General features: G+C 61.7%; 27 protein-coding genes. All 27 read right to left on the reverse strand.

Annotation, left to right across the window (positions count from 1 at the left end; genetic code table 11):
* Positions 1 to 15: 15 nt before the first annotated feature.
* Positions 16 to 897 carry a MinD/ParA family protein gene (locus tag GE073_RS14320; RefSeq protein WP_153783727.1) on the reverse strand — a complete coding sequence of 294 codons (882 nt, stop codon included), beginning with the start codon at positions 895 to 897 and terminating at the stop codon, positions 16 to 18.
* Positions 890 to 2,194: a flagellar biosynthesis GTPase FlhF gene (gene flhF / locus GE073_RS14325; RefSeq protein WP_153783728.1), complete on the reverse strand. Its 1,305-nt coding sequence runs from the start codon at positions 2,192 to 2,194 to the stop codon at positions 890 to 892. Before flhF ends, GE073_RS14320 begins: the two co-directional genes overlap by 8 nt.
* Positions 2,191 to 4,224: a flagellar biosynthesis protein FlhA gene (flhA, locus tag GE073_RS14330; protein ID WP_028597419.1), complete on the reverse strand. Its 2,034-nt coding sequence runs from the start codon at positions 4,222 to 4,224 to the stop codon at positions 2,191 to 2,193. The genes flhF and flhA overlap by 4 nt, the downstream gene beginning before the upstream one ends.
* Before the next feature lie 25 nt (positions 4,225 to 4,249).
* Entirely contained in the window at positions 4,250 to 5,350 is a 1,101-nt protein-coding gene (gene flhB, locus GE073_RS14335; RefSeq protein ID WP_028597420.1) for a flagellar biosynthesis protein FlhB, read from the reverse strand.
* Positions 5,351 to 5,370: 20 nt separating this feature from the next.
* A complete protein-coding gene (gene fliR, locus GE073_RS14340; protein ID WP_028597421.1) occupies positions 5,371 to 6,159 on the reverse strand; it encodes a flagellar biosynthetic protein FliR in 789 nt (262 codons plus the stop codon).
* Positions 6,160 to 6,166: 7 nt separating this feature from the next.
* Complete coding sequence (fliQ, locus tag GE073_RS14345) at positions 6,167 to 6,436, reverse strand: flagellar biosynthesis protein FliQ (protein WP_028597422.1); 270 nt, start codon at positions 6,434 to 6,436, stop codon at positions 6,167 to 6,169.
* 22 nt (positions 6,437 to 6,458) lie between these two features.
* Positions 6,459 to 7,211 carry a flagellar type III secretion system pore protein FliP gene (gene fliP, locus GE073_RS14350; RefSeq protein WP_028597423.1) on the reverse strand — a complete coding sequence of 251 codons (753 nt, stop codon included), beginning with the start codon at positions 7,209 to 7,211 and terminating at the stop codon, positions 6,459 to 6,461.
* A complete protein-coding gene (locus GE073_RS14355) occupies positions 7,208 to 7,840 on the reverse strand; it encodes a flagellar biosynthetic protein FliO (RefSeq protein WP_052332923.1) in 633 nt (210 codons plus the stop codon). The genes fliP and GE073_RS14355 overlap by 4 nt, the downstream gene beginning before the upstream one ends.
* Before the next feature lie 2 nt (positions 7,841 to 7,842).
* Positions 7,843 to 8,205: a response regulator gene (locus GE073_RS14360; RefSeq protein ID WP_028597425.1), complete on the reverse strand. Its 363-nt coding sequence runs from the start codon at positions 8,203 to 8,205 to the stop codon at positions 7,843 to 7,845.
* 24 nt (positions 8,206 to 8,229) lie between these two features.
* Positions 8,230 to 9,456 (reverse strand): flagellar motor switch phosphatase FliY, encoded by a 1,227-nt coding sequence (fliY, locus tag GE073_RS14365; RefSeq protein ID WP_028597426.1) that lies wholly within the window; start codon positions 9,454 to 9,456, stop codon positions 8,230 to 8,232.
* Positions 9,446 to 10,447 (reverse strand): flagellar motor switch protein FliM, encoded by a 1,002-nt coding sequence (gene fliM / locus GE073_RS14370; RefSeq protein ID WP_028597427.1) that lies wholly within the window; start codon positions 10,445 to 10,447, stop codon positions 9,446 to 9,448. Before fliM ends, fliY begins: the two co-directional genes overlap by 11 nt.
* A gap of 30 nt (positions 10,448 to 10,477) precedes the next feature.
* Positions 10,478 to 10,951: a flagellar basal body-associated FliL family protein gene (locus tag GE073_RS14375; RefSeq protein WP_028597428.1), complete on the reverse strand. Its 474-nt coding sequence runs from the start codon at positions 10,949 to 10,951 to the stop codon at positions 10,478 to 10,480.
* A gap of 5 nt (positions 10,952 to 10,956) precedes the next feature.
* The gene (locus GE073_RS14380; protein WP_028597429.1) at positions 10,957 to 11,175 is read right to left on the reverse strand and encodes a flagellar FlbD family protein; all 219 of its coding nucleotides are present in this window, start codon (positions 11,173 to 11,175) and stop codon (positions 10,957 to 10,959) included.
* 93 nt (positions 11,176 to 11,268) lie between these two features.
* Positions 11,269 to 12,084: a flagellar hook-basal body complex protein gene (locus tag GE073_RS14385; RefSeq protein ID WP_028597430.1), complete on the reverse strand. Its 816-nt coding sequence runs from the start codon at positions 12,082 to 12,084 to the stop codon at positions 11,269 to 11,271.
* Between the two features lie 75 nt (positions 12,085 to 12,159).
* Entirely contained in the window at positions 12,160 to 12,639 is a 480-nt protein-coding gene (locus tag GE073_RS14390) for a flagellar hook capping FlgD N-terminal domain-containing protein (RefSeq protein WP_052332924.1), read from the reverse strand.
* A 21-nt stretch (positions 12,640 to 12,660) separates the two neighbouring features.
* Positions 12,661 to 14,130, reverse strand: a complete 1,470-nt coding sequence (locus GE073_RS14395; protein WP_028597431.1) for a flagellar hook-length control protein FliK — start codon at positions 14,128 to 14,130, stop codon at positions 12,661 to 12,663.
* 17 nt (positions 14,131 to 14,147) lie between these two features.
* Positions 14,148 to 15,041 (reverse strand): MotE family protein, encoded by an 894-nt coding sequence (locus GE073_RS14400; RefSeq protein WP_028597432.1) that lies wholly within the window; start codon positions 15,039 to 15,041, stop codon positions 14,148 to 14,150.
* Between the two features lie 66 nt (positions 15,042 to 15,107).
* On the reverse strand, positions 15,108 to 15,557 hold the full coding sequence (gene fliJ, locus GE073_RS14405; protein WP_101809238.1) for a flagellar export protein FliJ: 450 nt from the start codon (positions 15,555 to 15,557) through the stop codon (positions 15,108 to 15,110).
* 15 nt (positions 15,558 to 15,572) lie between these two features.
* Positions 15,573 to 16,889, reverse strand: a complete 1,317-nt coding sequence (fliI, locus tag GE073_RS14410; protein ID WP_028597434.1) for a flagellar protein export ATPase FliI — start codon at positions 16,887 to 16,889, stop codon at positions 15,573 to 15,575.
* The gene (locus tag GE073_RS14415) at positions 16,886 to 17,728 is read right to left on the reverse strand and encodes a FliH/SctL family protein (RefSeq protein WP_028597435.1); all 843 of its coding nucleotides are present in this window, start codon (positions 17,726 to 17,728) and stop codon (positions 16,886 to 16,888) included. Before GE073_RS14415 ends, fliI begins: the two co-directional genes overlap by 4 nt.
* Positions 17,721 to 18,734: a flagellar motor switch protein FliG gene (gene fliG / locus GE073_RS14420; protein ID WP_028597436.1), complete on the reverse strand. Its 1,014-nt coding sequence runs from the start codon at positions 18,732 to 18,734 to the stop codon at positions 17,721 to 17,723. Before fliG ends, GE073_RS14415 begins: the two co-directional genes overlap by 8 nt.
* Before the next feature lie 13 nt (positions 18,735 to 18,747).
* Positions 18,748 to 20,313 (reverse strand): flagellar basal-body MS-ring/collar protein FliF, encoded by a 1,566-nt coding sequence (gene fliF / locus GE073_RS14425; RefSeq protein WP_153783729.1) that lies wholly within the window; start codon positions 20,311 to 20,313, stop codon positions 18,748 to 18,750.
* Positions 20,314 to 20,352: 39 nt separating this feature from the next.
* Positions 20,353 to 20,664, reverse strand: a complete 312-nt coding sequence (gene fliE, locus GE073_RS14430; protein ID WP_228551531.1) for a flagellar hook-basal body complex protein FliE — start codon at positions 20,662 to 20,664, stop codon at positions 20,353 to 20,355.
* Positions 20,665 to 20,700: 36 nt separating this feature from the next.
* Positions 20,701 to 21,147 carry a flagellar basal body rod protein FlgC gene (gene flgC, locus GE073_RS14435; RefSeq protein WP_028597439.1) on the reverse strand — a complete coding sequence of 149 codons (447 nt, stop codon included), beginning with the start codon at positions 21,145 to 21,147 and terminating at the stop codon, positions 20,701 to 20,703.
* Between the two features lie 3 nt (positions 21,148 to 21,150).
* The gene (flgB, locus tag GE073_RS14440; protein WP_323744217.1) at positions 21,151 to 21,519 is read right to left on the reverse strand and encodes a flagellar basal body rod protein FlgB; all 369 of its coding nucleotides are present in this window, start codon (positions 21,517 to 21,519) and stop codon (positions 21,151 to 21,153) included.
* A 262-nt stretch (positions 21,520 to 21,781) separates the two neighbouring features.
* Positions 21,782 to 22,552 carry a GTP-sensing pleiotropic transcriptional regulator CodY gene (gene codY / locus GE073_RS14445; RefSeq protein ID WP_028597440.1) on the reverse strand — a complete coding sequence of 257 codons (771 nt, stop codon included), beginning with the start codon at positions 22,550 to 22,552 and terminating at the stop codon, positions 21,782 to 21,784.
* A gap of 33 nt (positions 22,553 to 22,585) precedes the next feature.
* Positions 22,586 to 23,965: an ATP-dependent protease ATPase subunit HslU gene (gene hslU, locus GE073_RS14450; RefSeq protein WP_153784741.1), complete on the reverse strand. Its 1,380-nt coding sequence runs from the start codon at positions 23,963 to 23,965 to the stop codon at positions 22,586 to 22,588.
* Positions 23,966 to 24,002 lie beyond the last annotated feature (37 nt).

A 24,002-nucleotide genomic window follows, 5' to 3' on the forward strand; every position in this document is an offset into this window, starting at 1 on the left:
CTCCTTGTCATGAAGTCAAAGGTTGCGTTTGCGATTGAACCATTGATGAAAGAAGCCTTTGACTGTGCGGGAGGCATCTCCGCGAGGAAGATCCAGGTAGCCTCTGGCCGCCGCCAGCACGTCGCGCGACGCCTTGCAGTCCGGGTACGCGAGCGTGAACGGCGTCTGCCGCCGGACCGCCTTGCCGACATGCGGATCATCCGCGACGCTGCCTAAGAATGGAAGGCGGATGTCCAGGAAGCGCTGCGCCGCGAGATCCATCTTTTCGGCGGTATGGCGTCCTTCCCGTTCGTCCGCCGCCCGGTTCACGAGCAGCCGGAAGCTTGCGTCCGGCCGGCTATGCGACACCATCTTGACGAGCGCATAGGCGTCGGTGATCGAGGTCGGCTCCGGCGTCGTGACGACGATGCTCTCGTGGGAGGCGCCGATGAAGCGCTCCGCTTCCTTGCTGAGTCCCGCCCCGGTATCGAACAGGATGAAGTCGTACTCTCCCTGCAGCCGCTCGATCTCCCGATCCGCCTGCTGCAGCTGCTCCTCGCTGAGATGGAGCAGCTCGCGGAATCCGGAGCCGCCGGCGATGAAGTGGATCCCTCCCGGACCGAGCTGGATGATGTCCCGAATCGGCCGCTCGCCCCGGAAGAGATGATAGAGCGAATACGGAGCCGACACCCCCATCAGCACGTCGAGATTGGCCATGCCGATGTCGGCGTCGAACACGAGCACCTTTTGGCCGAGCTTCTGCAGCGACAGCGCGAAGTTCAGGCTGAAGTTCGACTTGCCGACGCCTCCCTTCCCGCTTGCTACCGTCAAGATGCGCGTCGACCTCGGCGGCTCTGCCGCCGAGGAGGCGTGCTGCCGTCGGATCAGATCGCGAAGCGCCTGCGCCTGATCAGACATCCGCCCCGTCTCCGATCAGCAAGGCGGCGTAGCGGCGGCTGCTGAAGCGCTCCAGATCGTCCGGCACCGTCTGGCCCGAGGCGATGTAGAGCGGCTGGAGCCGATGCGACAGCGACAGGTTCAGCAAAGCTCCGTACACTCGCGTCTCGTCAAGCTTCGTGAAGATCGCTTTCGTTACGCCGTGCTCGATGAACGGAAGCGCCACCGATTCCATATCCGCTGTCCTTGCCGTGAGGCTGAGCACGAGGCAAGTCTCGCTCGCCGATCCCGTCCGCAGCATGCTGCTCACCTCGTTGATCTGCAGCTCGCTGCGGTAATTGCGTCCCGCCGTGTCCATCAGCACGATATCCTTGTCCGCCAGCTGCTGGAACGCCCGCGCCGCCTCGGCCGGCGAAAAGACGACCTCGAGCGGAACGCCGAGGATGTCGGCGTACGTGCGCAGCTGGTCGACCGCCGCGATCCGGTACGTGTCGGCCGTGATCAGGCCGACCGACCGCTGGCGCTGCAGCGTCTCGCATGCGGCCAGCTTGGCGATCGTCGTCGTTTTGCCGACGCCGGTCGGTCCGACGAAATGGATCGTCCTCGCCTGGTCGAGGATGTCGCCCCCCGCTTCGAACGGCGACAGCCATCGCTCGATTATGGCTCGAGCCGCTTCCCGCAGCGCCTCGGGCTGCAGGGACAACGACTCGAAGTCCGGCTCCGTCAGCAGCTCCTCGAGAAGCCTGTCGCGCCATTCGGCAGCGACCTCCTGCCGCTCCAGCCGCTCCATGAGCTGGCGCAGCGGCTCGCTGCGGCCGTCCGCTTCCTGCTGGAGGCCGAGCTGGCGGATCCACGTCTTGAGGCCGCGAACCTCCTGCAGCAGCTCGTCCTGCAACGCGTCCGCCGACGGACGGCCGTCCGTCGGCATCCGATCCCGCCGAGGCGGAGGCGATGGCGCCTCCGGCAGAGGTTTCGGCGGCGGCTCCGGACGACGCCAGCTCTCCGCAGGAGGCTCCGCCGGACGTCCAAGCGTTGTCGCGGGCTCTGCCTGGGCTTCTTCCGCCATCCCCAGCCCGCTCGGCGAAGCCGCAAGGGCTGCAGCCGGCCTCGCCGCCGGCTGGCGCGCCGGAGCAGGCTTCGGAACGGGCTTCGTCTCCGCTGCCGCGATGACTTCCATGCGGCGCTTGCCGAACAGGCCGAGCACGCCTCCGGTCTTGATTTCCTTGGTGCTGAGAATGACCGCATCGCTGCCGAGATCGCCGCGGATGAGCGGCAGCGCCTCCGGCACGGATGCGACGACATATCGCTTTACCTTCACAAGCTCACCGTCCCTACGCTCTGGACTTCAACCGACGGCTCAAGCTCGCTGTAGGACAGCACCGGCACGTCGCCCATCACCCGCTCGATCAATTGCCGCAAATACATGCGGATCGTAGGCGACGCCAGCACGACCGGCTGATGGCCGGACTGGATCTGGCGGGAAACCTGCTCGCTGATGCGGCTGCAGATCTGCTGGGAAGCGACCGGATCCATCGCCAGATAGCTGCCCTGCTCCGTCTGCTGCACCGATTCGGCGATGCGCTTCTCGAGCGCCGGGCTGACCGTGATGACCTTCATCGAACCGCCGCCCGCGCTGAACTGCTGCGTGATCTGGCGCGAAAGCGCCTGTCTCGCGTATTCGGTCAGGATGTCGGGGTCCTTGGTGTACAGGCCGTGATCGGCCAGCGTCTCGAAGATCGTCACCAGATCGCGGATCGAGATCTTTTCCTTCAGCAGCTTGGCCAGCACCTTCTGGACGTCTCCGACCGTCATGATCGACGGGATGAGCTCGTCGACGAGCGCCGGATACGCCTCGCGCACATTGTCGACGAGCGCCTTGGCCTCCTGCCTGCCGAGTAGCTCATGCGCATGCCGCTTGATGATCTCGGTCAGATGCGTGGCGACGACCGACGGCGGATCGACAACCGTATAGCCGGACATCTCCGCCCGCTCCTTCGTCGCTTCGTCGATCCACAGCGCTGGAAGTCCGAACGCCGGCTCCGTCGTCTCGATGCCGATGATCGACTCGTCCTCGAAGCCCGGGCTCATCGCCAGATAGTGGTTCAGCAGCAGATCGCCGCGAGCGACCTGATTGCCCTTGAGCTTGATGACGTATTCGTTCGGGCGCAGCTGGATGTTGTCGCGGATCCGGATGACCGGCACGACGAGCCCGAGCTCAAGCGCGCATTGCCTGCGGATCATGATGATCCGGTCCAGCAGGTCGCCGCCTTGCTGCGTGTCGGCGAGCGGGATGAGCCCGTAGCCGAACTCGAATTCGATCGGATCGACCTGCAGCAGGCTGACGACGCTTTCCGGACTCCGCACCTCCTCGATCTGCTGCTCCTCGACGAGCTGCTCCTGCTCCTGCAGCTGCTTGCTCTGCGCCCCCTGCATCTTCCAGCCGAGGAAGGCGATCAGGATGGCGATCGGGAACGTGCGGACGACGCCGATCGGCGTAAACAGTCCGAGCAGCGCGATCGTGCCGGCGACGACGTACAGCAGATGCGGATAGCGCATCATCTGCAAGCTGAGATCGTGGGCCAGGTTGCCCTCGGATGCCGCTCTCGTCACGATCAGGCCTGCGGCCGTGGAGATGAGCAGCGCCGGGATCTGGCTGACGAGACCGTCGCCGATCGTCAGGATCGAATAGGTCTGAAGCGCTTCGCCGAAGCCCATGCCCTTGACGGTCATGCCGATGATGAAGCCGCCGAGCAGGTTGATGATGAGGATGATGATCGAGGCAATCGCATCGCCCTTGACGAACTTGCTCGCGCCGTCCATCGATCCATAGAAGTCCGCTTCCCGCTCGATCTTGGAGCGCCGCGCGCGCGCTTGCTGCTCGTTGATCAGGCCGGCGTTCAGATCGGCGTCGATGCTCATCTGCTTGCCGGGCATCGCGTCGAGAGTGAACCTTGCGGCGACCTCGGCGACGCGTTCGGAGCCTTTCGTGATGACGATGAACTGGACGACGACGAGGATGAGGAAGACGACGAAGCCGATGGCGACCTGACCGCCGGCGACCCAGTTCCCGAAGGTCATGACCACTTCGCCCGCATGGGCATGCACGAGAATGTTGCGCGTGGTCGATACGTTCAGGGCAAGCCTGAACAGCGTCGTAATCAGCAGCAGCGCCGGAAAGATCGAGAAGTCCAGCGCCTCTTTCGTGTTCATCGCTATTAAGAGAATGATGAGCGCGACCGATATGTTGATTACGAGCAGGACGTCCATCAGGAAAGTAGGCACAGGGATGACCATCATCATGACGATGCCGATAACCCCCACCAAAACTGCCAGGTCCCTCAGTTTCATGACGAATGCCTCCGGTTCACTCAAGTTAAGATGATTTGCTGCGGCCCTTCAGCTTGTATACATAGGCCAGAACTTCGGCGACCGCTTGGAACAGGTCCGCGGGGATCGTATCCCCGATCTCGGCCCGGTCGTACAGCGCTCTCGCCAGCGGCCGGTTCTCCATGGTCATGACCCCGTTCTCCTTGGCGATTTCCTTGATCCTCAGAGCGACGTAATCCATTCCCTTCGCGAGAATGACCGGAGCCTCCATCTTCCCGCCCTCGTACTTGATCGCGATCGCGAAGTGCGTCGGGTTGGTGATGACGACATCGGCTTTCGGCACTTCCTGCATCATCCGCTGCAGCGCCATCCGGCGCTGGCGTTCCTTGATCTTGCCTTTGATGAGCGGATTGCCTTCCGTCTTGACATATTCGTCCTTGATGTCCTGCTTGGACATCCGCAAGCTCTTCTCATGCTCGTAGCGCTGATAAAAATAATCGAGCACCCCGATGACGATGAGCAGCGCGCCGAACTGCAGGCCCAGCTTGAGCACGAGCCCCGCGGTGAAACGGAAGATCTGCTCCACCGGCACATGCGCGAGCAGCAGGATCCGGTCCCATTCTCCCCAGATCGCCGAGAAGACGAGGAAGCCGACGACCGTAAGCTTGAGGATGCTCTTGAGAAACTCGACCAGCGATCGGGCTGAGAAGATGTTCTTGAGCCCTTTGATCGGATCGAGCTTCTTGAAGTCCGGCTTGAGCGGCTCGCCCGTGAACAGGAATCCGATCTGCGCGTAGTTGACGATCAGGCCGGCGATGAACACGAGCAGCAGGATCGGCGCGATCAGGATAAGGATCTGGACCATGACGTCATAGAACAGCGACATCGTGTTGCCGTCGGACAGCGTCATCTGCAGCCAGTCGTTGAACAGGCTGCCGAACAGCCGGTAGATCCTTTCTTTATAGAAGCCGCCCAGCATATAGAAGCTTCCGAAAACGAACAGGATGATGAAGGCTCCGCCAAGCTCCTGCGTCTTGGCTACCTGCCCTTTGTTCCGAGCCTCCTGCTTTTTCTTCGGCGTGGCGTCTTCCGTCTTCTCCCCGTTGAACAGCTGGAGATCGACCCGGAAGCGCAGCCTGCGGTCCATAAGCTCCCTCCTTCCGGCGATCATGGCGTTCCGCCCTGGATGTCTCCGAACAGCTCGCCGAGAAAATCGAAGACGATGGAGAAGATGTGGCCGAACAGCACGCCGAGCGAAGGCATGAGCAGCACGAGCAGCAGCACGCCGAGCAGGATCTTGAGCGGCGCTCCGATGACGAACACATTGTACTGAGGAGCCGTCTTTGCCAGAAATCCGAGCCCGACGTCGGTCAGGAACATCGCGACGATGATCGGAGCGGCGATCTGCAGCGCCAGCAGGAACGATTGGGAGAATCCTTTAATAAGAAACTCGCTGATCGTCCCGTCCGCGATGAACGCGTACAGATGCAGGTCGAGCGGCATCCAGCGATAGCTGTTCATCAGCGCCTGCAGCAAATGCAGATGGCCGTTCATCGTCAGGAACAGCAGCAGCAGCACCATGTACTTGAAGTTGCCGGTAATCGGAGCCGAGATGCCCGTCAGCGGATCGACGACGTTCGCCATCGCGAATCCGACCTGCAGGTCGATGAACGCTCCCGCTGTCTGGACGAGCGTGAAGAATAGGTAGACGATGAAGCCGAGCAGAAGTCCGACGAGAATTTCCTGCAGGACGGTCAGCACGTAGACGGCATTCGGCACCGCTTGCTGTCCCGTGCCGTACGTCAGGTAGACCAGGTAGGAGACAAAGCCGCCGAGCCCGATCTTGATTCTCGCCGGCACGGTGCGGGAGGCGAAGACGGGTGCGACGACAAAAAAAGAAGTGATTCGACAAAAAATCAACAGAAAGACGGGAAACCCCTGGATGAATGCGTCCATCTCTCGCCTACCCGATGTAATGGTGCAAGTTGTTCAGCAGATTGTACGTGAAGTCGACCAGCGTGCTGAGAATCCAAGGTCCGAACAGCAGCAGCGCTGCGAACACCGCCACGATCTTCGGCACGAAGGCCAGCGTCTGCTCCTGGATCTGCGTCGTCGCCTGGAAGATGCTGATGACGAGGCCGACGACGAGGCCGAGGATGAGCATCGGCGCGCTGGCCTTCAAGACGACGAGCACGGCTTGTCCGGCCAAGCCGATGATAAAGTCCGAATTCATGCCTGATCCCCTCCCGCTGGACTCATGAAGTCCCGAAACTGAGCAGCAGCGACTTCACGATCAGATACCAGCCGTCGACGAGCACGAACAAGAGGATCTTGAACGGAAGCGAGATCATGACGGGAGGCAGCATCATCATGCCCATCGCCATCAGCGTGCTGGAGACGACCATATCGATGATCAGAAACGGGATGAAGATCATGAAGCCCATCTGGAACGCCGTCTTCAGCTCGCTGATGGCGTAGGCCGGCACAAGCACCGTGATCGGGATGTCCTCGTACGTTTCCGGCTTCTCCGCTTGGGAGTAGTCCAGGAACAGCAGCAGATCCTTTTCTCTCGTATGCTGGAACATGAACTTCTTCATCGGGACCGACGCCTCTTGCAGCGCTTCGGTCTGCGTCAGCTCGCCTTTCAGGTAGGGCTGCAGCGCCGTTTCGTTCACCTGTGACAGCGTCGGCGACATGATGAACAGCGTCAGGAACAACGCCAGTCCGATCAGCACCTGGTTGGGCGGCATCTGCTGCGTTCCGAGCGAGGTACGCACGAACCCGAGCACGATGACGATGCGCGTGAAGCTCGTCATCAGAATCAGGAACGACGGGGCCAGCGTCAGCACCGTGATCATCAGCAGCAGCGAGATCGCGCTCGATCCTCCCGATTCCCCTCCGCCGATGCTGATATCGATGCCCGGCAAAGGCTCCGCATAAGCGGCCGCCGCCGCAGAGGCCGATAGGGCAAGCATGGCGGGCAGCGCCAGCATCCATTTCCTTTTCATTCTTCTCTCAACCGTTCCCTGTCCGTGGTTTCCTGCAGCAGCCGCTCCATTTGCTCCTGCTTCTTGGACTGCTGCTCCAGCTTTTGTTGAAGCATCCGTTCAAACCGTTTTGCCTCGTCGGCCCGATCCGGCATTTGCCCGTCCTTCCGGACGGCCTTGCGCTCCTGCACGGCCTTCAGCCAATCCCCGATCGGACTTTTTCCCATTCCTTGCTCGACGAGCTTCCCTTTCAGCTCCGCCACCTGCTCCGGATCGGCAATGACATCCAGAACCGCTACGTCGTCCCCGACGCCGAGCACGTAGATCTTGCCCCCGGCCTCGACCAGCTGCATCGACTTGTTCGGGGCGAGCGTCAGACCGCCGAGCGACTGCAGCGTGCGAGCGCCGTTCCAGAGCTGATTGCGTCTGGACAGGAAACGGATGAGCAGCATGATCAGGCCGATGACGAGCGCCAGCGCGACGATCATCCAGATCAAACTGCCCGTCATGCTTCCGGCCGTGAACTGAGGCGCGCCGTCGAGCTCGGCGGCGGGAGAAGGGAATAGCAGGCTTCCCGGGTCGGGCGAAGCGCTTGCCGCCCCGGCGGCAGCAGGAGCGGTTTGCAGGAAAGCGATGATTCCGACGCTCACGATCAGCCCAGCGTTTTCTTGATCGCCTCGATGACCCGATCGGCTTGGAAAGGCTTCACGATGAAGTCTTTGGCGCCGGCCTGGATCGCATCGATGACCATCGCCTGCTGGCCCATCGCCGAGCACATGATGACCTTGACGTTGGCATCCATCTTTTTGATTTCCTTAAGCGCGGCAATGCCGTCCATCTCGGGCATCGTGATGTCCATCGTGATGAGATCCGGCTTGAGCTCCTTGTACTTTTCGATCGCCTGCGAGCCGTCCTGCGCCTCTCCTACGACCTCGTAGCCGTTTTTGGTCAGGATATCGCGAATCATCATTCGCATGAAGGCTGCATCATCCACGATAAGAATACGGTTTGCCATTGTCATTTCCTCCCAGGATGTAAGTTACTGTATTTTCGCGATGCGGTCCCACTGGCTGACGATATCCGTCACGCGGACGCCGAAATTCTCGTCGATGACAACGACTTCGCCTTTTGCGATCAGCTTGTTGTTGACCAGGATGTCGACCGGCTCGCCGGCGAGCTTGTCCAGCTCGATGATCGAGCCTTGGGACAGCTCAAGGATGTCCTTGATCTGCTTTTGGGTGCGTCCGAGCTCGACCGTCACCTTGAGCGGGATGTCGAGCAGCAGGCCGAGGTTCGTCTCGTCCGGATTGGCGAAGCCTCCAGGCTGGAAGCCGCCGAACTGGACCGGCTGCACGCTCACGTTCCGTCCGGCTGGCGTGCCGAGCGTCTGCGGAGCTGCCGCTGCGGCCGGCATCATCGGATCGGGGTACGGAGCCGAGTACGCCTGCTGCGGGACCGCCGCCTGTGGCGGCGCGGCTGGCGCAGCCTGCTGCTGCGGCTCCGCGGCCGGCGAAGGCGCTGGCGTCGGGGCCGGCGCAGGAGCCGGCGCTGCGGCTGGCGCCGCTTCCTGAGAGCTGGATCCGCCCATCAGCGAGTCGACCATCTGCTTGGCGAAATTGACCGGCAGCAGCTGCATGATCGTCGAGTCGATGAGATCGCCGATCATGAGGCGGAAGCTGATCTTGATGAACACGTCGTCCGGAGGCAGCTGCTGCATTCCCCCGCCCTGCTCCACGTCCAGGATGTCGATGCCTGGCGGCGAGATGTTCACCATGCGGTTGAAGATCGTCGACATCGAGGTCGCGGACGAGCCCATCATCTGGTTCATCGCTTCCTGCACGGCGCTGATGTGGATGTCGTTCAGCTCCTGCTGCCCGACGATGCCTTCGCCTCCGAGCATCAGATCGGCGATGACGCCGGCGTCCTTCGTCTTGATGACGAGGGAGTTGATGCCCTCGAAGCCTTCCACATAGCTGACCGACACGGCGACATGCGGCTTAGGAAACGCGTCGCCGAGCTCCGAGCGGCGGATCAGCGCGACTTGCGGAGTCGTAATGTCGACCTTGCGGCCGAGCAGCGTAGACAGCGCCGTAGCGGCGCTTCCGAAGGTGATGTTGCCGATCTCGCCGAGCGCGTCCTGCTCGATGCCGCTCAGGTAATCCTCGATCCGGTCGCTGCCGCTGGACGGCGCCGCTTCGGCTTCGCCGGAGCTCTGCCGGAGCAGCGCGTCGATTTCTTCCTGGGACAGGTAATCCTTACTCGTCATAATCTTCTTCCGCTCCTTCACGTACGATCTCCTCGACCTGGACCGCGAGCCGGTCGCGGACCGACCCCGGGCTGCCGATGAACTTCAGCTTCTCTCCAACTTTGATATGCAGCCCTTCGCCGGCCGTTTTGTTGAGGGAGATCACGTCTCCGACAGCCAGGCTCATGAACTCGCTGACCGTGATCGAGGACTCGCCCAGCTCCGCGATGATCGGAAGCTTTGCTTTATGTACCCTCTGCTCCAGCATTTCGACTTCTTCCGGAGCTCTGGATTTCTTCTGCGAGACGAACCAGTGGTGCACGGACAGTCTCGGCATGATCGGCTCGATGACGACATGCGGGATGCACAGGTTGATCATGCCGGTCGTATCGCCGATTTTCGTGCTGAGCGAGATGAGAGCGATCGTCTCGTTGGGCGAGACGATCTGCATGAACTGCGGATTCGTCTCGAGCGAGTCCAGGCGAGGCGAAATATCGATGACCGTTTTCCACGCCTCCTGGAGGCTTTCGAACGCGCGGCTGAAAATTTTCTCCATGATCATCGTCTCGATTTCGGTGAGCGCTCCGATTTTGGACGGAGCGGTCCCGGCCCCGCCCAGCAGCCGGTCCACCATCGCGAACGCGACGTTCGGATGGACCTCGAGCACCATCCGGCCCTCGAGAGGCTCCGCTTCGAATATGTTCAGGATCGTCATTTTCGGGATCGACCGGATGAACTCGTCGTACGGCAGCTGCTCGACCTGCACGACGTTGATCTGCACGAACGTGCGTAGCTGCGCGGAGAAGTACGTCGTCAGGAAACGCGCGAAGTTTTCATGGATTCGCGTCAGGCTGCGGATGTGGTCCTTGGAAAACCGCACCGCGCGCTTGAAGTCGTACGAGCGGATCTTGCGCTGGCTCTCTTCCTTCTTGAGCTCTTCCGCATCCATCTCGCCGGATGAAAGAGCCGCCAGCAGCGCGTCAATTTCATTTTGGGACAGAACATCTACCACTCTCTCACCTCCTTGCCTGATGCTCCGGCCTCAAATATCCGTGAGAAGATAGTCGGTTATCGAAACCTTGACCAGCTTACCCTCCGGCAAAATCTTGTTTACTTCGTTGAGCAGCTTCGCTTCGAGCGCATCTTGTCCGGCGGAGCCTTGCAGGTCGGCTGCCGCCGTGTCCGCGAGGATGCGGTTGATGATCGGCTTGACCGCGATGTCCTTGATCTGGTCGAGCTCCTCTTTCGCCGCTTTTTTGTCCAGCTGGAAAGCGAAGCTGATGATGACGAGCTTGTCCTCGTCCTTCAGGTTCCGCTTGATGTCCTTCAGTTCGAGCGTGACGCCGAGCCGCTCTTCCGCGGACATCGGCTTCGCCGCCGCTGCGACGGCAGGCTTGCCCTCGCCTTCAGCCGTCTTCGGGTCGCCGAGGACCGAATTCCAGAGGAACACGGCCACGACGGCGATCAAAGATATGGCCAGCAAGGTCGTGATCAACCAGGGAAGCATTTTTTTCATCGCGGTTATTCCTCCGTCACTGCGCCCTTCACGGAAGCGGCCAGCAAGCCGATGGACCGTTGATACTCGACGATCCGGCCTGTCAGCACTTCGGCCGATTCCTGAATGACCATTTTTTTGCCGGTGGTCAGCGTAAGGAGCGTATCCGGCGTTTCTTCGATCAGCTCGATCAGCAGCGCGTTGATCATGAGGCGGCTGCCGTTCAGCCTCGTTACTTGGACCATGGGACTCCCTTCTCGACGAGCGGCCCCGCGGCATCGACTGCGGCGCCGGCGGAGAGGCCGGCGCCGCGGGAGCAAGGCCCGGAGCGTCATCGGTTAGCGCTTGAGATTGACCAGCTCCTGCAGAATCTCATCGGAAGTCGTAATGATGCGGGAGTTCGACTGGAAGCCGCGCTGAGCGACGATCATTTCCGTAAACTCGCTCGTCAGGTCCACGTTGGACATCTCCAGCTGCCCGGCCACGATCGTGCCGGTGCCGGTCTCGGCGTCGCCGGGCACGCCGATCGCCAGCTCCTCGACGTTGGAGTTCACGCTGGAGCGGTACAGGTTGGCGCCCATCTTCTCGAGTCCGTTCGGGTTCTGCACCTGCACGACGCCGATCGTCGCGATCTCGTCGCCGGTCGTGCCGTCGGCGTTGATGCCGACGATCGTGCCGTTCTTGCCGATCGAATACGCGTTCACTCCCGCCAGGGAGATCGGCTCGCCGTCGGAGCTGAGCACGAGCCCGCCGTCCGCCGTCACGAGCTGTCCCGCCGCGTCGACGGAGAAGTTGCCCGCGCGCGTCAGATAGAAGCCGTCTTCCATGCCGGCCGGACGAACGGCGAAAAATCCGTCGCCGTCGATGCGCAGGTCGGTCGGAACGTTCGTCGTCATCGCGCTGCCCGCCGTATGGAGCGTGTCGACCGAAGCGACCGTGACGCCGAGACCGATCTGCTGCGCGTTCTTGCCCCCGCGCACGCCGTCTTCCGCTTGGCTGGCCCCGGATACGGTCTGGCTGAGGATGTCCTGGAACATGACGCGCCCGGCTTTGAACCCGACCGTATTGACGTTGGCGATATTGTTGCCGATGACATCAAGCTTCGTCTGGAAGCCGCGCATGCCGGATACGCCGGAGTACATGGATCTAAGCATTTGAATAACCTCCTGAATAGGTGATGTTCTGGACCTCGTTGCATTCGTTCCGCATGTTCCCTTTGGACTGTCCGATCAAGCGTCGGCCGTATCGGCCTCCGGAGCCGTTCCGGATTCGTCCGGCTCGGCCGCCCCGCCGTCGACCTGCTTGACGGCGTCCAGCGGAATGCTCTGGCCGGCGGAGATGACATATTGCATGCCGTCCTTCAAGATGATCGACTCCACGATGCCGCTCTCCGTCGTCAGCCTGCCGGCCGCGTCATAGACATCCCATTGGACCGTTCGTCCGATGAGATCCGACGTCAGGCCGAGGTTCTGTCCCTGCAGGTTGAGCTGGCCGGAGATGTTGGACAGCTGCTCGACCGACGAGAACTGGGCGAGCTGGGCGATGTAGGTCGTATTGTCCGCCGGCTTGAGCGGATCCTGATATTTCAGCTGCGCGACGAGCAGCTGCAGGAAGGCGTCCTTGCCCATCGTCGAGTTGTCCATGCTCGTCGCCGAGGCGGAAGCATTCTTTTGGCTGATATAGGGATAGATCGCGTTTACTTGAGCCATGCCGTCCCTCCTTCGTTCGGCTTAAGCCGTCTCATTGACCGAGCGCCCGAATCCGAGCTCGCGGATCGCCGTCTGCGTGGCCGCGTCGGCTTCGCGCAGCGCCGCCGCTTCCTCCGTCGCGCGCCCGCCGCCGGTGAAGCTCTGTCCCCGTCCGCCGCCGCCTTGCTGCTGGCCGAAGGAGAGGCTCGTCTGCAGCTCGCCGCTTCCGACCTCCATCCGATCGACCTGGATTCCTTGGAGCTGCAGCGACTGGCGGAGCTGGGCGAGCTGGTTCTCGATCGCCTCGCGAGCCGCCGGCGAGTCGGCGAGGAAGAGAGCGGTCAGCTGGCCGTTGTGCAGATGAAGCTTGATGTCGACTTGGCCCAAATGCTCGGGGTTGAGCAAAATCCGCGCTTCGCTCGACTGTCCGCTTGCCGTGATATCGAGCTTTTGCAGCATGATGCCCGCCATCTCCTCGGCGAAGCGCCGCATCGCCACGACCGGCAGCGCGGCCGTCTGCGCAGCTCCCGGCTGCGGAGCCGGAGCGGCCGGTGCCGACAGCTGCGGTGCCGCCTCCGACGAAGCGGAGCCCGGCAGCGCTCCCGGCGCCGCGTCGATTGCCGCGGCCGGTGCCGCTTCCGCCGCTCGAGCCGCGGACGGCTTCGCCTCGAGAGCCGCCCTCACTTGGGCGGACGCGGCGTTCAGCCGCTCCAAGAAGGCGGCGGGAGCCGCTTTGACGGCGATCGCCGCCTGCCCGTCCGCGGCACCGCCTGCGCGGCCTCCGGCGGTGGAGCGCTCCGTGCCGGCGAGCAGCTCGCCGAGCTTGGCGAGCTGCCGGCTCACGAGCGCGGAGGCGTCGGACGCGCCAAGCTTGAGCGGCTTGCCGTCCTGCAGCGCTTGATGCAGGACGAGCAGCGATTCCAGCACGAGCGGCTTGCCTGCCGCCGCTCCTTGCAGCGAGTCCGGCGAAGCGGCCTGATCTGCGCCGACGGCGGCCGGTTGAGCTTGCGGAGCCGGCAGTCCGAGCAGCGCCAGCAGCGCTCCGAGCTCGGAAGCGGCTGCGTCCATCGCCTCGTCGGACAGCGCGGCGTCCGCGTCCTGCAGATCCGTCAGCAGGTCGAGCAGCTCGTCCAGCTGGCCGAGCAGCGTTCCTTCCGCCGATTCGCCGGATGCACCCGCCTTTTCGGCCTCCGCCGCTTCGGCTCCGTCTTCCTTCTCTGCGCCGGAGACCGCATCCGCCGCGCTTGCCGGCGTGCCGGGAGCGAGGCCCGCCAGCTGCGCGATCGCCGCCTGCAGCAGCGTTGCCGCTTCCCCTTGCGGAGAAGCTGCCGCCGAGCCGGCTGCGCCTGCTTGTCCCGCTGCGGAGGTCGATCCTCCAGCGGCGTTCATCGAGCCGATCAGCTGCTGGAACGCCGTTCCGGCGGACGAGCTTGCGCTGATCTTCGCTGCCGCCGTTCCTACCGGCGATGAGCCGGCAGTCGGAACTGTCGATTGCGTTATCGCCATTTCCATCCGTTATCCCTCCTCGATCATTTCCCGGCCATCAGCTTGGAGACCAGCTGGGAGGTCATTTTTTTGTCTGTCTTGGACATCTCCGCCACGAGCGAGGAGCGGGTCGCGTCGCTTACCGAGCTGAGGATGCGCAGCACCTTGCTGGCGCTCATATCGGCCATCTGGAGCAGCAGCGGCGCAGCCTGGGCGGCGTTCATGCTCTCGAACGTCTTGGTGAGCTGCTCCTGGTTCAGGATGGCCGAAGCCGTCTCCGTCGAGGTCGCCTCGAGCCGCAGCCGCGATTGCAGCGCGGCGATCTGCTGATCCTTGACCGGCTCGCTGTCCTTCATGCGGGCCGCCGTCTGAGCCGCCCGCTTCGGATCCATTTTGGCCAGGATCGCTCCCTGAGCCCGGCTGTCCATCGAGCCGAGCACGAGAATCGATTCCTCCAGCGTCATGTTCTCCAGAATCGGAGCCGCCTTGCTCGCCGTCATCGAGGCGAACATGCCGGCGAGCTCGGCAATCTTGCCTTGATACTGCTCGGCGCTCAGCTTTTCCGCATCGCTCGTTTTGATCAAGCCGTCGATCTGCTCCTGCAGCGACTTCACCTGAGCTTCCAGCCCGGATTTTTCGGAATCCGCCGCTTCGAGCTTAGCCTTGGCCGCGGACAGCTCCGCCTGCAGGCTCGCCAGCCTCTTGTCGTCCTGCTCCTTCAGCACGGCAGAGCCTTCCGGCTCGGAGGCGTCGCCGGGCAGCAACGCTCCGACGACCGGCACGCCTCTACCGGCATCGATCAGCCTTTCCCTCAGCGACGGGTTGAAGACGACGAACAGCACCATTACAAGCACTACCGTGAACAGCAGCGGCGTCACGAAAAACAGCATTCGTTCGATTCCGCTGTAGCCTTGCTTTTCCATTTCTTCTTTTGCCACTTGTCATCCCCCCCGGGGGCGCTGCGCTTCCCCGTCTTCCTGCGCCCGAGCGCGCCCTGGCGATTGTCAGGACTGAGCCATGCGGGCATGCCGCTGGACCGCGATCTCGTCCAGCTCGGCCTGCTCTCCGGCCAGCAGGGCGCTTCTGAACTTCTGCCAGGCCTTTTCCTTGGACTTCATCCAGATCTTCTCCTGAACCTTCCGCTCCGACAGGATCGAGCGGGACTGACTCACTTCCTGCTCCGCCTCCTGGACCTTTTTTTCCTTGAGGCAGATCGTCTTGTCCAGATGCCGGATGAAATGCTGGATCTGCTGAAGCTCGTCCAGCGTGCTGCCTCGCTCGCCCTGCCGGATCAGCTTCTCTTCCCAGCGCCTGCGCTCGCTTCTCAGCTCCTCCAGCGACATTTCTTCCGCCTTCAGCAGGCCGAGAGCGGCGCTGAGCCCCCATTCGGCTTGAGTCGTCTCGCTTTGCTTGAGGTTGACGATGCTTTGATAGGCATACCGGAATGACGCCATAGGTTCGTTCAGCTCCTACTTATTGAAGTGATCGGTCAGCTGCCGGACGGTTTCGTGGAACTCGTCCTTTTCGCTCGTCCGCTGCCGGGTGAAGCTCTGGATGAAGTCCATCTGCGCGACCGCCTCGTCGATATCGGCGTTGGAGCCGCTTTGATACGCCCCGATATGGATGAGGTCCTCCGAATCCCTATAAACGGCGAGCAAGCGCTTGAGCGCCGTGGCCGCCTGCCGATGGTCCTCATCCGCGATCTCGTTCATGACGCGGCTCACCGAGCTCAGCACGTCGATCGCCGGAAAATGTCCCTTATGGGCAAGGTCCCGGCTCAACACGATATGCCCGTCCAAAATGCCTCGAACCGCATCCGCGACCGGCTCGTTCATGTCGTCCCCGTCGACGAGCACCGTGTAGAAGGCGGTGATCGACCCGCTCGGTCCTGTGCCGGCTCGCTCCAGCAGCTTCGGCAGGCCGGCAAAGACGGAAGGCGTGTAGCCTCGCGTCGCCGGCGGCTCGCCGATAGCCAGGCCGACTTCCCGCTGCGCCATCGCATAGCGCGTCACGGAATCCATCATGAGCATGACGTTCAAGCCCCGGTCCCGGAAATATTCGGCGATCGTCGTTGCGATGACCGCTCCTTTGATCCGGATGAGCGCCGGCTGATCCGACGTCGCGACGATCACGACCGAGCGGGCCAGTCCTTCCGGACCGAGATCCTTCTCGATGAACTCGAGCACCTCGCGTCCGCGCTCGCCGATGAGGGCGATGACATTCACGTCGGCGGCCGTATTGCGGGCGATCATGCCGAGCAGCGTGCTCTTGCCGACACCGGAGCCGGCGAAGATGCCGACCCGCTGGCCTTGTCCGACGGTGAGCAGTCCGTCGATCGCCCGGATGCCGATGCCGAGCGGTTCGGTGACGCGCGGACGGAACAGAGGATTGCTCGGAGGAGCTGTCGTCGGGTAACGCACCATCCGGCTCGGGATGAAGCTGCCGTCCAGCGGCCGCCCCAAGCCGTCGAGCACCTTGCCGAGCAGCTCCGAGCCGACTTGCACGGTGAGCGGCTTGCCCGTCCCGACGACGTCGCAGCCGGGGCCGATCGCGTTCAGCTCGCCGAGCGGCATGAGCACGAGGCGGTTGTCGCGGAAGCCGACAACCTCGGCCAGCAGCGGAGGAGCGCCTTTGCCGGGATAGATCTGGCAGACGTCTCCGATGCTCGCGTCCGGTCCTTCGCTCTCGATCGTCAGCCCGATGACTTGCGTCACCTTTCCGTTTACGCGCACCGGGTCGATTCCGCCCAGATGCTCGATGTAGCGTGCAGCCGAGAGCTCTTTCATGAAGCCGCCTCCTGGCCTTCCCGCTGCTGCGCGAGCTGCACGAGCTCGCGCTTGATCTCGGCGAGCTGCGTATCGATCCGGGCATCGATGCTGCCGAAGGCGGACCGGATGACGCAGCCGTGATCCTTCACGGTGGCGTCCGGCAAAATCTGCAGCTCGGCCTGCGAGTCGATCGACAGCTCAAGCTCGTCCCGCGCCGCCTGGACAGCAGCCAGCTGCGCCGGCGCGACGCAAAGCACGATGACGCCATGCTCCTTGCGCCGGGACAGCGCCTTTTTGACCAGCTCGGCCGCCCAGTCTGGCTCCAGCGTCAGCTGCCTGCCGACGAGCTTTTCTGCGATCGCGCAGCTCAGCTCGATAAGGAACGGCTCCGCTTCTTGGATGATCTGCTCCCGCATCGCGTAGGACGAGGCCAGGATGCCCGACGCTTCCTGGATACGCTGCTCCCACTCTTCCCGGAGCCGTGCCTCCGCATCGTCGCGGCCGGACTGGAATCCGGCTTCATAGGCCGCAGACCGGACCTCCTCGACGAGGCGGTCGTCATCGGCGCGCCGCGCATGCCACCACTCGTCCATCTCGCGCTGCGCCTGCTCGAGCATCTCGTCCGATCTTCGAGCCGCATCGGCGAGCATGTCGTCCGCGACGCTCCGAGCGTCATCGAGCACTTGCCGCCGCAGCCGGTCCGTCGCTTCGTCGAGAGTCGGCTGCGGCGGCAGCGCCTCGCCGTCACCCGTCGTGATCGGCGCCTGCATGCCGCCTCCGGCCCGGGCATAAAAGCGTTCGAGCGGCTGAGAGCCGCTCTTGGGCCGTACATAGGAAGATTTGATGAGATTAGACAATGATGTCATCTCCTCCGCCGCGGGCGATGATGATGTCTCCCGCTTCCTCGAGCCTGCGGATCGTCGCTACGATGCGGGTCTGAGCTTCCTCCACGTCACGCAGCCGCACCGGCCCCATGAATTCCATCTCTTCCTTGAACGTCTCGGCCATCCGTTTGGACATGTTGCGGAAGATCGCTTCCCTGACCTCCTCGCTCGCGACCTTGAGCGCCAGCTGCAGGTCCGCGTTCTCGATGTCGCGGATGATGCGCTGGATCGAGCGGTTGTCGATGCTGACGATGTCTTCGAAGACGAACATCCGCTTCTTGATCTCTTCGGCAAGCTCCGGATCCTGAATCTCGAGCGAGTCGAGGATCGTCCGCTCGGTGCCGCGGTCGACGCCGTTCAAAATCTGGACGATCGAATCGATGCCGCCTGCATTCGTATAATCCTGGGTGACGGTCGCCGAGAGCTTCTGCTCGAGCACGCGCTCGACCTGCGAGATGACATCCGGGGAGGTGCTGTCCATAAGGGCCACCCTGCGCGCGACATCCGCCTGCTTCTCCTGGGGCAGCGAGGAAAGGATATGGGACGCTTGCTCCGGCTGCAGATAGGACAGCACGAGCGCGATCGTCTGCGGATTCTCGTTTTGGATGAAGTTGAGGATCTGCGTCGGCTCCGCCTTGCGGGCGAAGTCGAACGGCCGCACCTGCAGCGTCGCCGTCAGGCGGCTCAGCACTTCCTGGGCCTTCTGCGCGCCGAGCGCTTTTTCGAGGATGTCCTTCGCGTAGGCGATGCCGCCTTGCGAGATGTATTCCTGCGCCAGGCAGATCTGATAGAACTCGCTCATGATCAGGTCCCGCTCCGAGCTGTCGACCTTGCGGACGTTCGCGATCTCGAGCGTCAGCTGCTCGATCTCTTCCTCCCTCAGGTTTTTGAAGATCTGGGCGGATACTTCCGGGCCGAGCGTAATGAGGAGAATCGCTGCCTTCTGTCGCCCTGTCAGGGCTTGCATCGCTTTGGACATGGCGAGAGCCCTCCTATTCTTCTACAAGCCAGGTGCGGAGCAGATTGACGAACTCATCCGGCTTGCGCTTGGCGAGAGTTTCGAGATTTTTGCGTACCTGGCTGTCGTTGCTGACGCTGTCGAGATTGATGGAAGGATATTCGACCCGCGGAGACAGCTCTTCGATCGTCTCTTCGACCGCATTCTGCCGTCTTCTGCGGATGGCGAAGATGATGCCCGCCACGAGCGCCGCAGCCGCGACTCCGATCGCCGCCCACCAGATGCCGGACAGCCCTGCCGTGCCGGATGCCGAAGCCGCCTGGGCGAAGTTCTGCCCGATGACCGAAACTTTTTTGGCGATCAGCTCGTCATTGGTTACATCCTGGCCGGAATCGATCAGTTGCGACCGGACGAAGGAAGTCAGATATTGGGTGATTTGATCTTGCGTTTCCTGGTTTAATAGATTGATAGGAAGTCCTACGCTGATGCTGAGGTCCTTCACCGCGTACGGCCCCCCGACGACCGTATTTTTGATCCGGTTCACGTCGTAGTTGGTCGTACGGTCGCTTTTTTCGGAAGTGCTGGACCCCGTCGCGGAGGAAGAGTAGTTCGGCACGTCCGTCTCGCCCGTGCCCGCAACGCCGCCCGGATCTCCCGAGGACCCCTCGGTGCTTTCGGTCGACTCCTGCTGGCTGATGATGATGCCGTTGTTTCCATTGTCGTCCAGCGGCCTGACGAGATCCTCGACCCGGTTCGTCTGATCGAAATTCAGGCTGCTGGTGACGCTGACGACGAGATTCTCGCTCCCTAGCATCGGCCCGAGGAACTGCTCGATGTTCCGCTTCAGCTCCGCCTCGTATTTCTTCTTGATCTGGAAGAGCGAATCCGCGCTGCCCGTGCTGCCTGGCGCGCCGCCCGCCTTCTCGGAAGGATTGAGCTCGCCTTGCGGGCTCGTGATGGTGATGTCCTCCACTCTCAGATTCGGCACCGAGGTCTTCACCAGATTGAAGTAGCCGTCGATCTCGTCCTGGCTCGGACGGAAGCCCGGCTTGAACTTCATCACAACGGACGCGCTCGCGCCGGACTCTTCTTGCGTCTGGGCGAATACGCTCTCCTTCGGCAGATTGACGACGACCTTCGTCGAGGCTACGCCTTGCATGGCGTTGAGCAGCTGCTGGATTTCTCCATTCAGCGCGTTTTTGTAGCGGACGTTGAATTCATTGTCCGTCATGCCGAACTGCGACGAGCTCGCGCTGAACGCCTCGAAGCCGATCGAGCCGTTCTGCACGAGGCCTTGGGACCCCGCTCCTACGCGGATCCGGTCCGCCTCGCTGCTTGGCACCGCGATCGAGCTGCCGCCGTTTTCGAGCTTGTAGGCGACCTTGCTGCTGTCCAGATAGTTGATGATGGCCTGAGCGTCGGTCGTATCCAGCTCGTTGAATACCGTTTCATACTGCGTCTTGCTCAAGATCGACGTCAGCAGGATGATGGTGAGCAGCAGCACGCCCAGCGTGGCTCCCAGCCAGATTTTCTGCCTTTTCCCCATCGCGCCCCAATAATTTTTCACCGACGCGCTATATCGGGCTATCGTTTCATTCACGTTTTCACCCCGCAGATTGCTGTTCCCTCAGGCAAGATCCTAGATTTGCATGCGCATGATGTCCTGATAAGCCTCGACCGCTTTGTTCCGGACCTGCGTCACGAGCTGCAGGGTCAGCTGCGCTTGCTGCGAGACGATCATGACCTGCGAGATGTCCGCCTGGCCGATCAAATACTCGTTGTTTACTTTATGTACGGCTTGTTCCTGCGCGCTTGCGCTGTCAATCGCGTTTTTCAGCACGTTGGCGAAGCTTTCGCTGAGCTCGCTCGGGCTCCCGGCCGCAGGCGCGGCCTTTTGAGCGATCGAAGCCGGCTGCTGCAGCTGCGAGAGGGCGATCGGCTGAATCATCATTCATCTCCTCCACGTTCCATTGATTTTATCTACGGCTTATTTGCCGATTTCAAGCGCCTTGACGAACATGGCCTTCGTCGCGTTCAGCGCCGTCACGTTCGCTTCATAGGCTCGCGAAGCCGAGATCATGTCGACCATCTCTTTGGCCACATCGACGTTCGGCATCCTTACATAACCGCTAGCGTCCGCATCCGGGTGGTTTGGATTGTAGACGAGCTTTTCCGGAGACTGGTCCTCCACGATCCGGGTCGCCTTCACGCCCTTGCTCGCCTCTCCCATCTCGCTCCGCAGCATCGAGTCGAAGCTTCCCGCCTTCATCGGCTCCAGCACGACCATCTTCCGCTTGTAGGGCTGGAACTGCCCATCGACAAACGAACCGCGCGTCGTCTCCGCGTTGGCGATATTGGACGAGACGACGTCCATCCTCAGCCGTTGGGCCGTCAGCGCCGAAGCGCTGATATCGAAACCGTTGCTCAGCTTCATCCGTTACCCTCTCCCGTCGATCGCAGTCCGCAGCATCGTAATTTCATGGTTGATCTGCTGAACATAGGAATTGTATTTCAGCTGGTTTTTGGCCAGCAGCGCCATTTCCCGCTCCACATCGACATTGCTGCCGTTGTTGTTCATGACGGAAGTCTCGTCCGTCACGAGTTTTGGCGCTGGAACTGAGGTCCCTGGACCTATTGGAAGATGTCTTTCATTGGTTCTTATTAGTTCCAATGTCCTACTACCTGACGTCCCAAGCTGCTCCGCCAGCAACTCTTCGAACACGAGCTCCGAGCGTTTGAAAAACGGAGTTTCCGCATTGGAGATGTTGTCTGAAATAATCTGCTGTCTGGATTCAGCAGCCCTCATCGCGCCGACGAGTCTTCCGAAATCCGCGCCTCCCAAGACATTCAACGCCTCTTCACCACTTTCCCGACGTTATCTATAACATGATATTCCACATTTCTTTCGACAATCCTTCTTTCTTCGACATCGAAAATTAAAAAAATGAGAATTCAATGTCGAGATTTGCCGACACGCTTATCTTCCTAAATTTCCATATTTATTACAATGAGAAATAAGCCCTATCTTTATATGAAGATAGGGCCTTTCCGGGACTTTAGTCTCATATTCAGTTCTTCATTTTGCTCAATTCTTCCAGAAGTTGATGATTCAGGATGCGGATATAGGTCCCTTTCATCCCTAAGGATCGCGTTTCGATAACTCCCGCACTTTCAAGTTTGCGTAGCGCGTTTACGATAACGGACCTAGTAATTCCGACCCGGTCCGCGATCTTCGACGCGACGAGCAGCCCTTCCTTCGCCTCGAGCTCGTCGAAGATATGCTCGACCGCCTCCAGCTCGCTGAACGACAGCGAGCCCATCGCCACGGCGACGACGGCGCGGCTCCTCGCCTCGAGGGCGAGCTCTTCCGCGCGTTCGCGCAAAATCTCCATCCCGACGATCGTCGAGCCGTATTCGGCAAGGATAAGGTCATCGTCATCGAACGCGCCGCTCGGCCGGGACAGGACGACGGTGCCCAGCCGGTCCCCGCCGCCCGTTACCGGAACGACGCTCATGATCTCCTGCGTGCCCATGAACGGAAAGACGGCCGCGATGCCGGGATCAGGCTCGACATTGGTCGCCGGCTCGCTCATGACCAGAAACCGGCTGTTGCTGTCCGCCGGAAAGCGCGGCTCGTCGGCGGCCATGCTGCGGAACTGCTCATGATCGAATCGGTCGACCGCCGCGCAGCCGAGAATCTTGCCTCTGCGGCTGACGACGAATACGTTCGCCTGGATGACCGTGCTGAGCACCTCGGCCATTTCCCTGAAATTCAACGCCTTGCCTGCCGCTCGCTGCAGCAGGCGATTGAGCGTCCTTGTCTTGGTCAATAAAGTCATTGGTATGGTTGCCCCCCGAACCCCTCTGCTTCTCTACAGAATATATTGGCTCAGATCGCGGTTCTGGGCGATCGAGCCGAGCTTCTCCCTAACGTACTCCGGCGTGATGTTCAAGCTCTCGAGCGTCAAATCAGGCGCTTCGAAGCTCAGATCCTCCAGCAGCTTCTCCAGAATCGTATGGAGACGGCGAGCTCCGATGTTCTCCGTGTTGCGGTTCACTTCCGCGGCGATGGACGCCAGCTCCGCGATCGCCTCGTCGGAGAACGTGATCTCGATGCCCTCCGTCGACAGCAGCGCCGCATATTGCTTCGTCAGCGCGTTTTTCGGCTCCTTGAGAATCTGGATGAAGTCCTCGAGGCTGAGCGAGGTCAGCTCCACGCGGATCGGAAAGCGGCCTTGGAGCTCCGGGATGAGATCCGCCGGCTTGGACACATGGAACGCTCCTGCCGCGATGAACAGCATATAGTCCGTCTTGACGGCGCCGTACTTGGTCATGATCGTCGAGCCCTCGACGATCGGCAGGATGTCCCGCTGCACGCCTTCTCTCGATACGTCCGGACCGGAGCCTTTGGACGGACTGGCGATCTTGTCGATCTCGTCCAGGAACACGATGCCGGACTGCTCCGCGCGGCTCACCGATTCGGCGATCACATCGTCCATGTCGATCAGCTTCGCCGCTTCCTCTTGCGTCAGCACCTTGCGCGCGTCCTTCACGGACAGCTTGCGGCGCTTCGTCCGCTTCGGCATGAACTGCCCCATGATCTCCTGCATGTTCATGCCCATCATCTCGTTGCCTTGGCCGCCCAGCATATCCAGCATGTTCGGCGACGTGTCCTCCACGTCCAGCTCCAGCATTTCCTTCTCGAGCTCGCCGGCCAGCAGCTTGACGCGGACCGCCTGCCGCTTCGCCGCCAGCTCCGGCTCGGACGAGCGGTCCTCCGGCTCAGGCTCGCGAGCGCCGCCGAACAGCATCTCGAGCGGGTTCTTGCCGCCCTTCGGCTTGGAGCGTGACGGCTCGAGCAGCTCCACGAGCCGCTCGTTCGCCAGCTCCTCCGCCTTGTCCTTGACCTTTTCCATCCGCTCCGACTTCACCATGCGGATGGCGACCTCGACCAGATCGCGGATCATCGCCTCGACGTCGCGGCCGACATAGCCGACTTCCGTAAACTTCGTCGCTTCGACCTTGACGAACGGGGCTCCGACCAGCTTGGCCAGCCGACGCGCGATCTCCGTCTTGCCGACGCCGGTCGGCCCGATCATGAGAATGTTCTTCGGCACGATCTCGTCCCTCAGGCTTTCCTCGAGGCGGCTGCGGCGATAGCGGTTGCGCAGCGCTACGGCGACGGAGCGCTTGGCCTGCTTCTGTCCGACGATATATTTGTCCAGCTCGGCGACGATCTGACGCGGGGTCATGGCTTCCTTCACCCGAAATCACTCCTTTTCGTGTAGG

The organism is Paenibacillus sp. B01, assembly GCF_009649995.1.
Lineage (GTDB): Bacteria > Bacillota > Bacilli > Paenibacillales > Paenibacillaceae > Paenibacillus_O > Paenibacillus_O pasadenensis.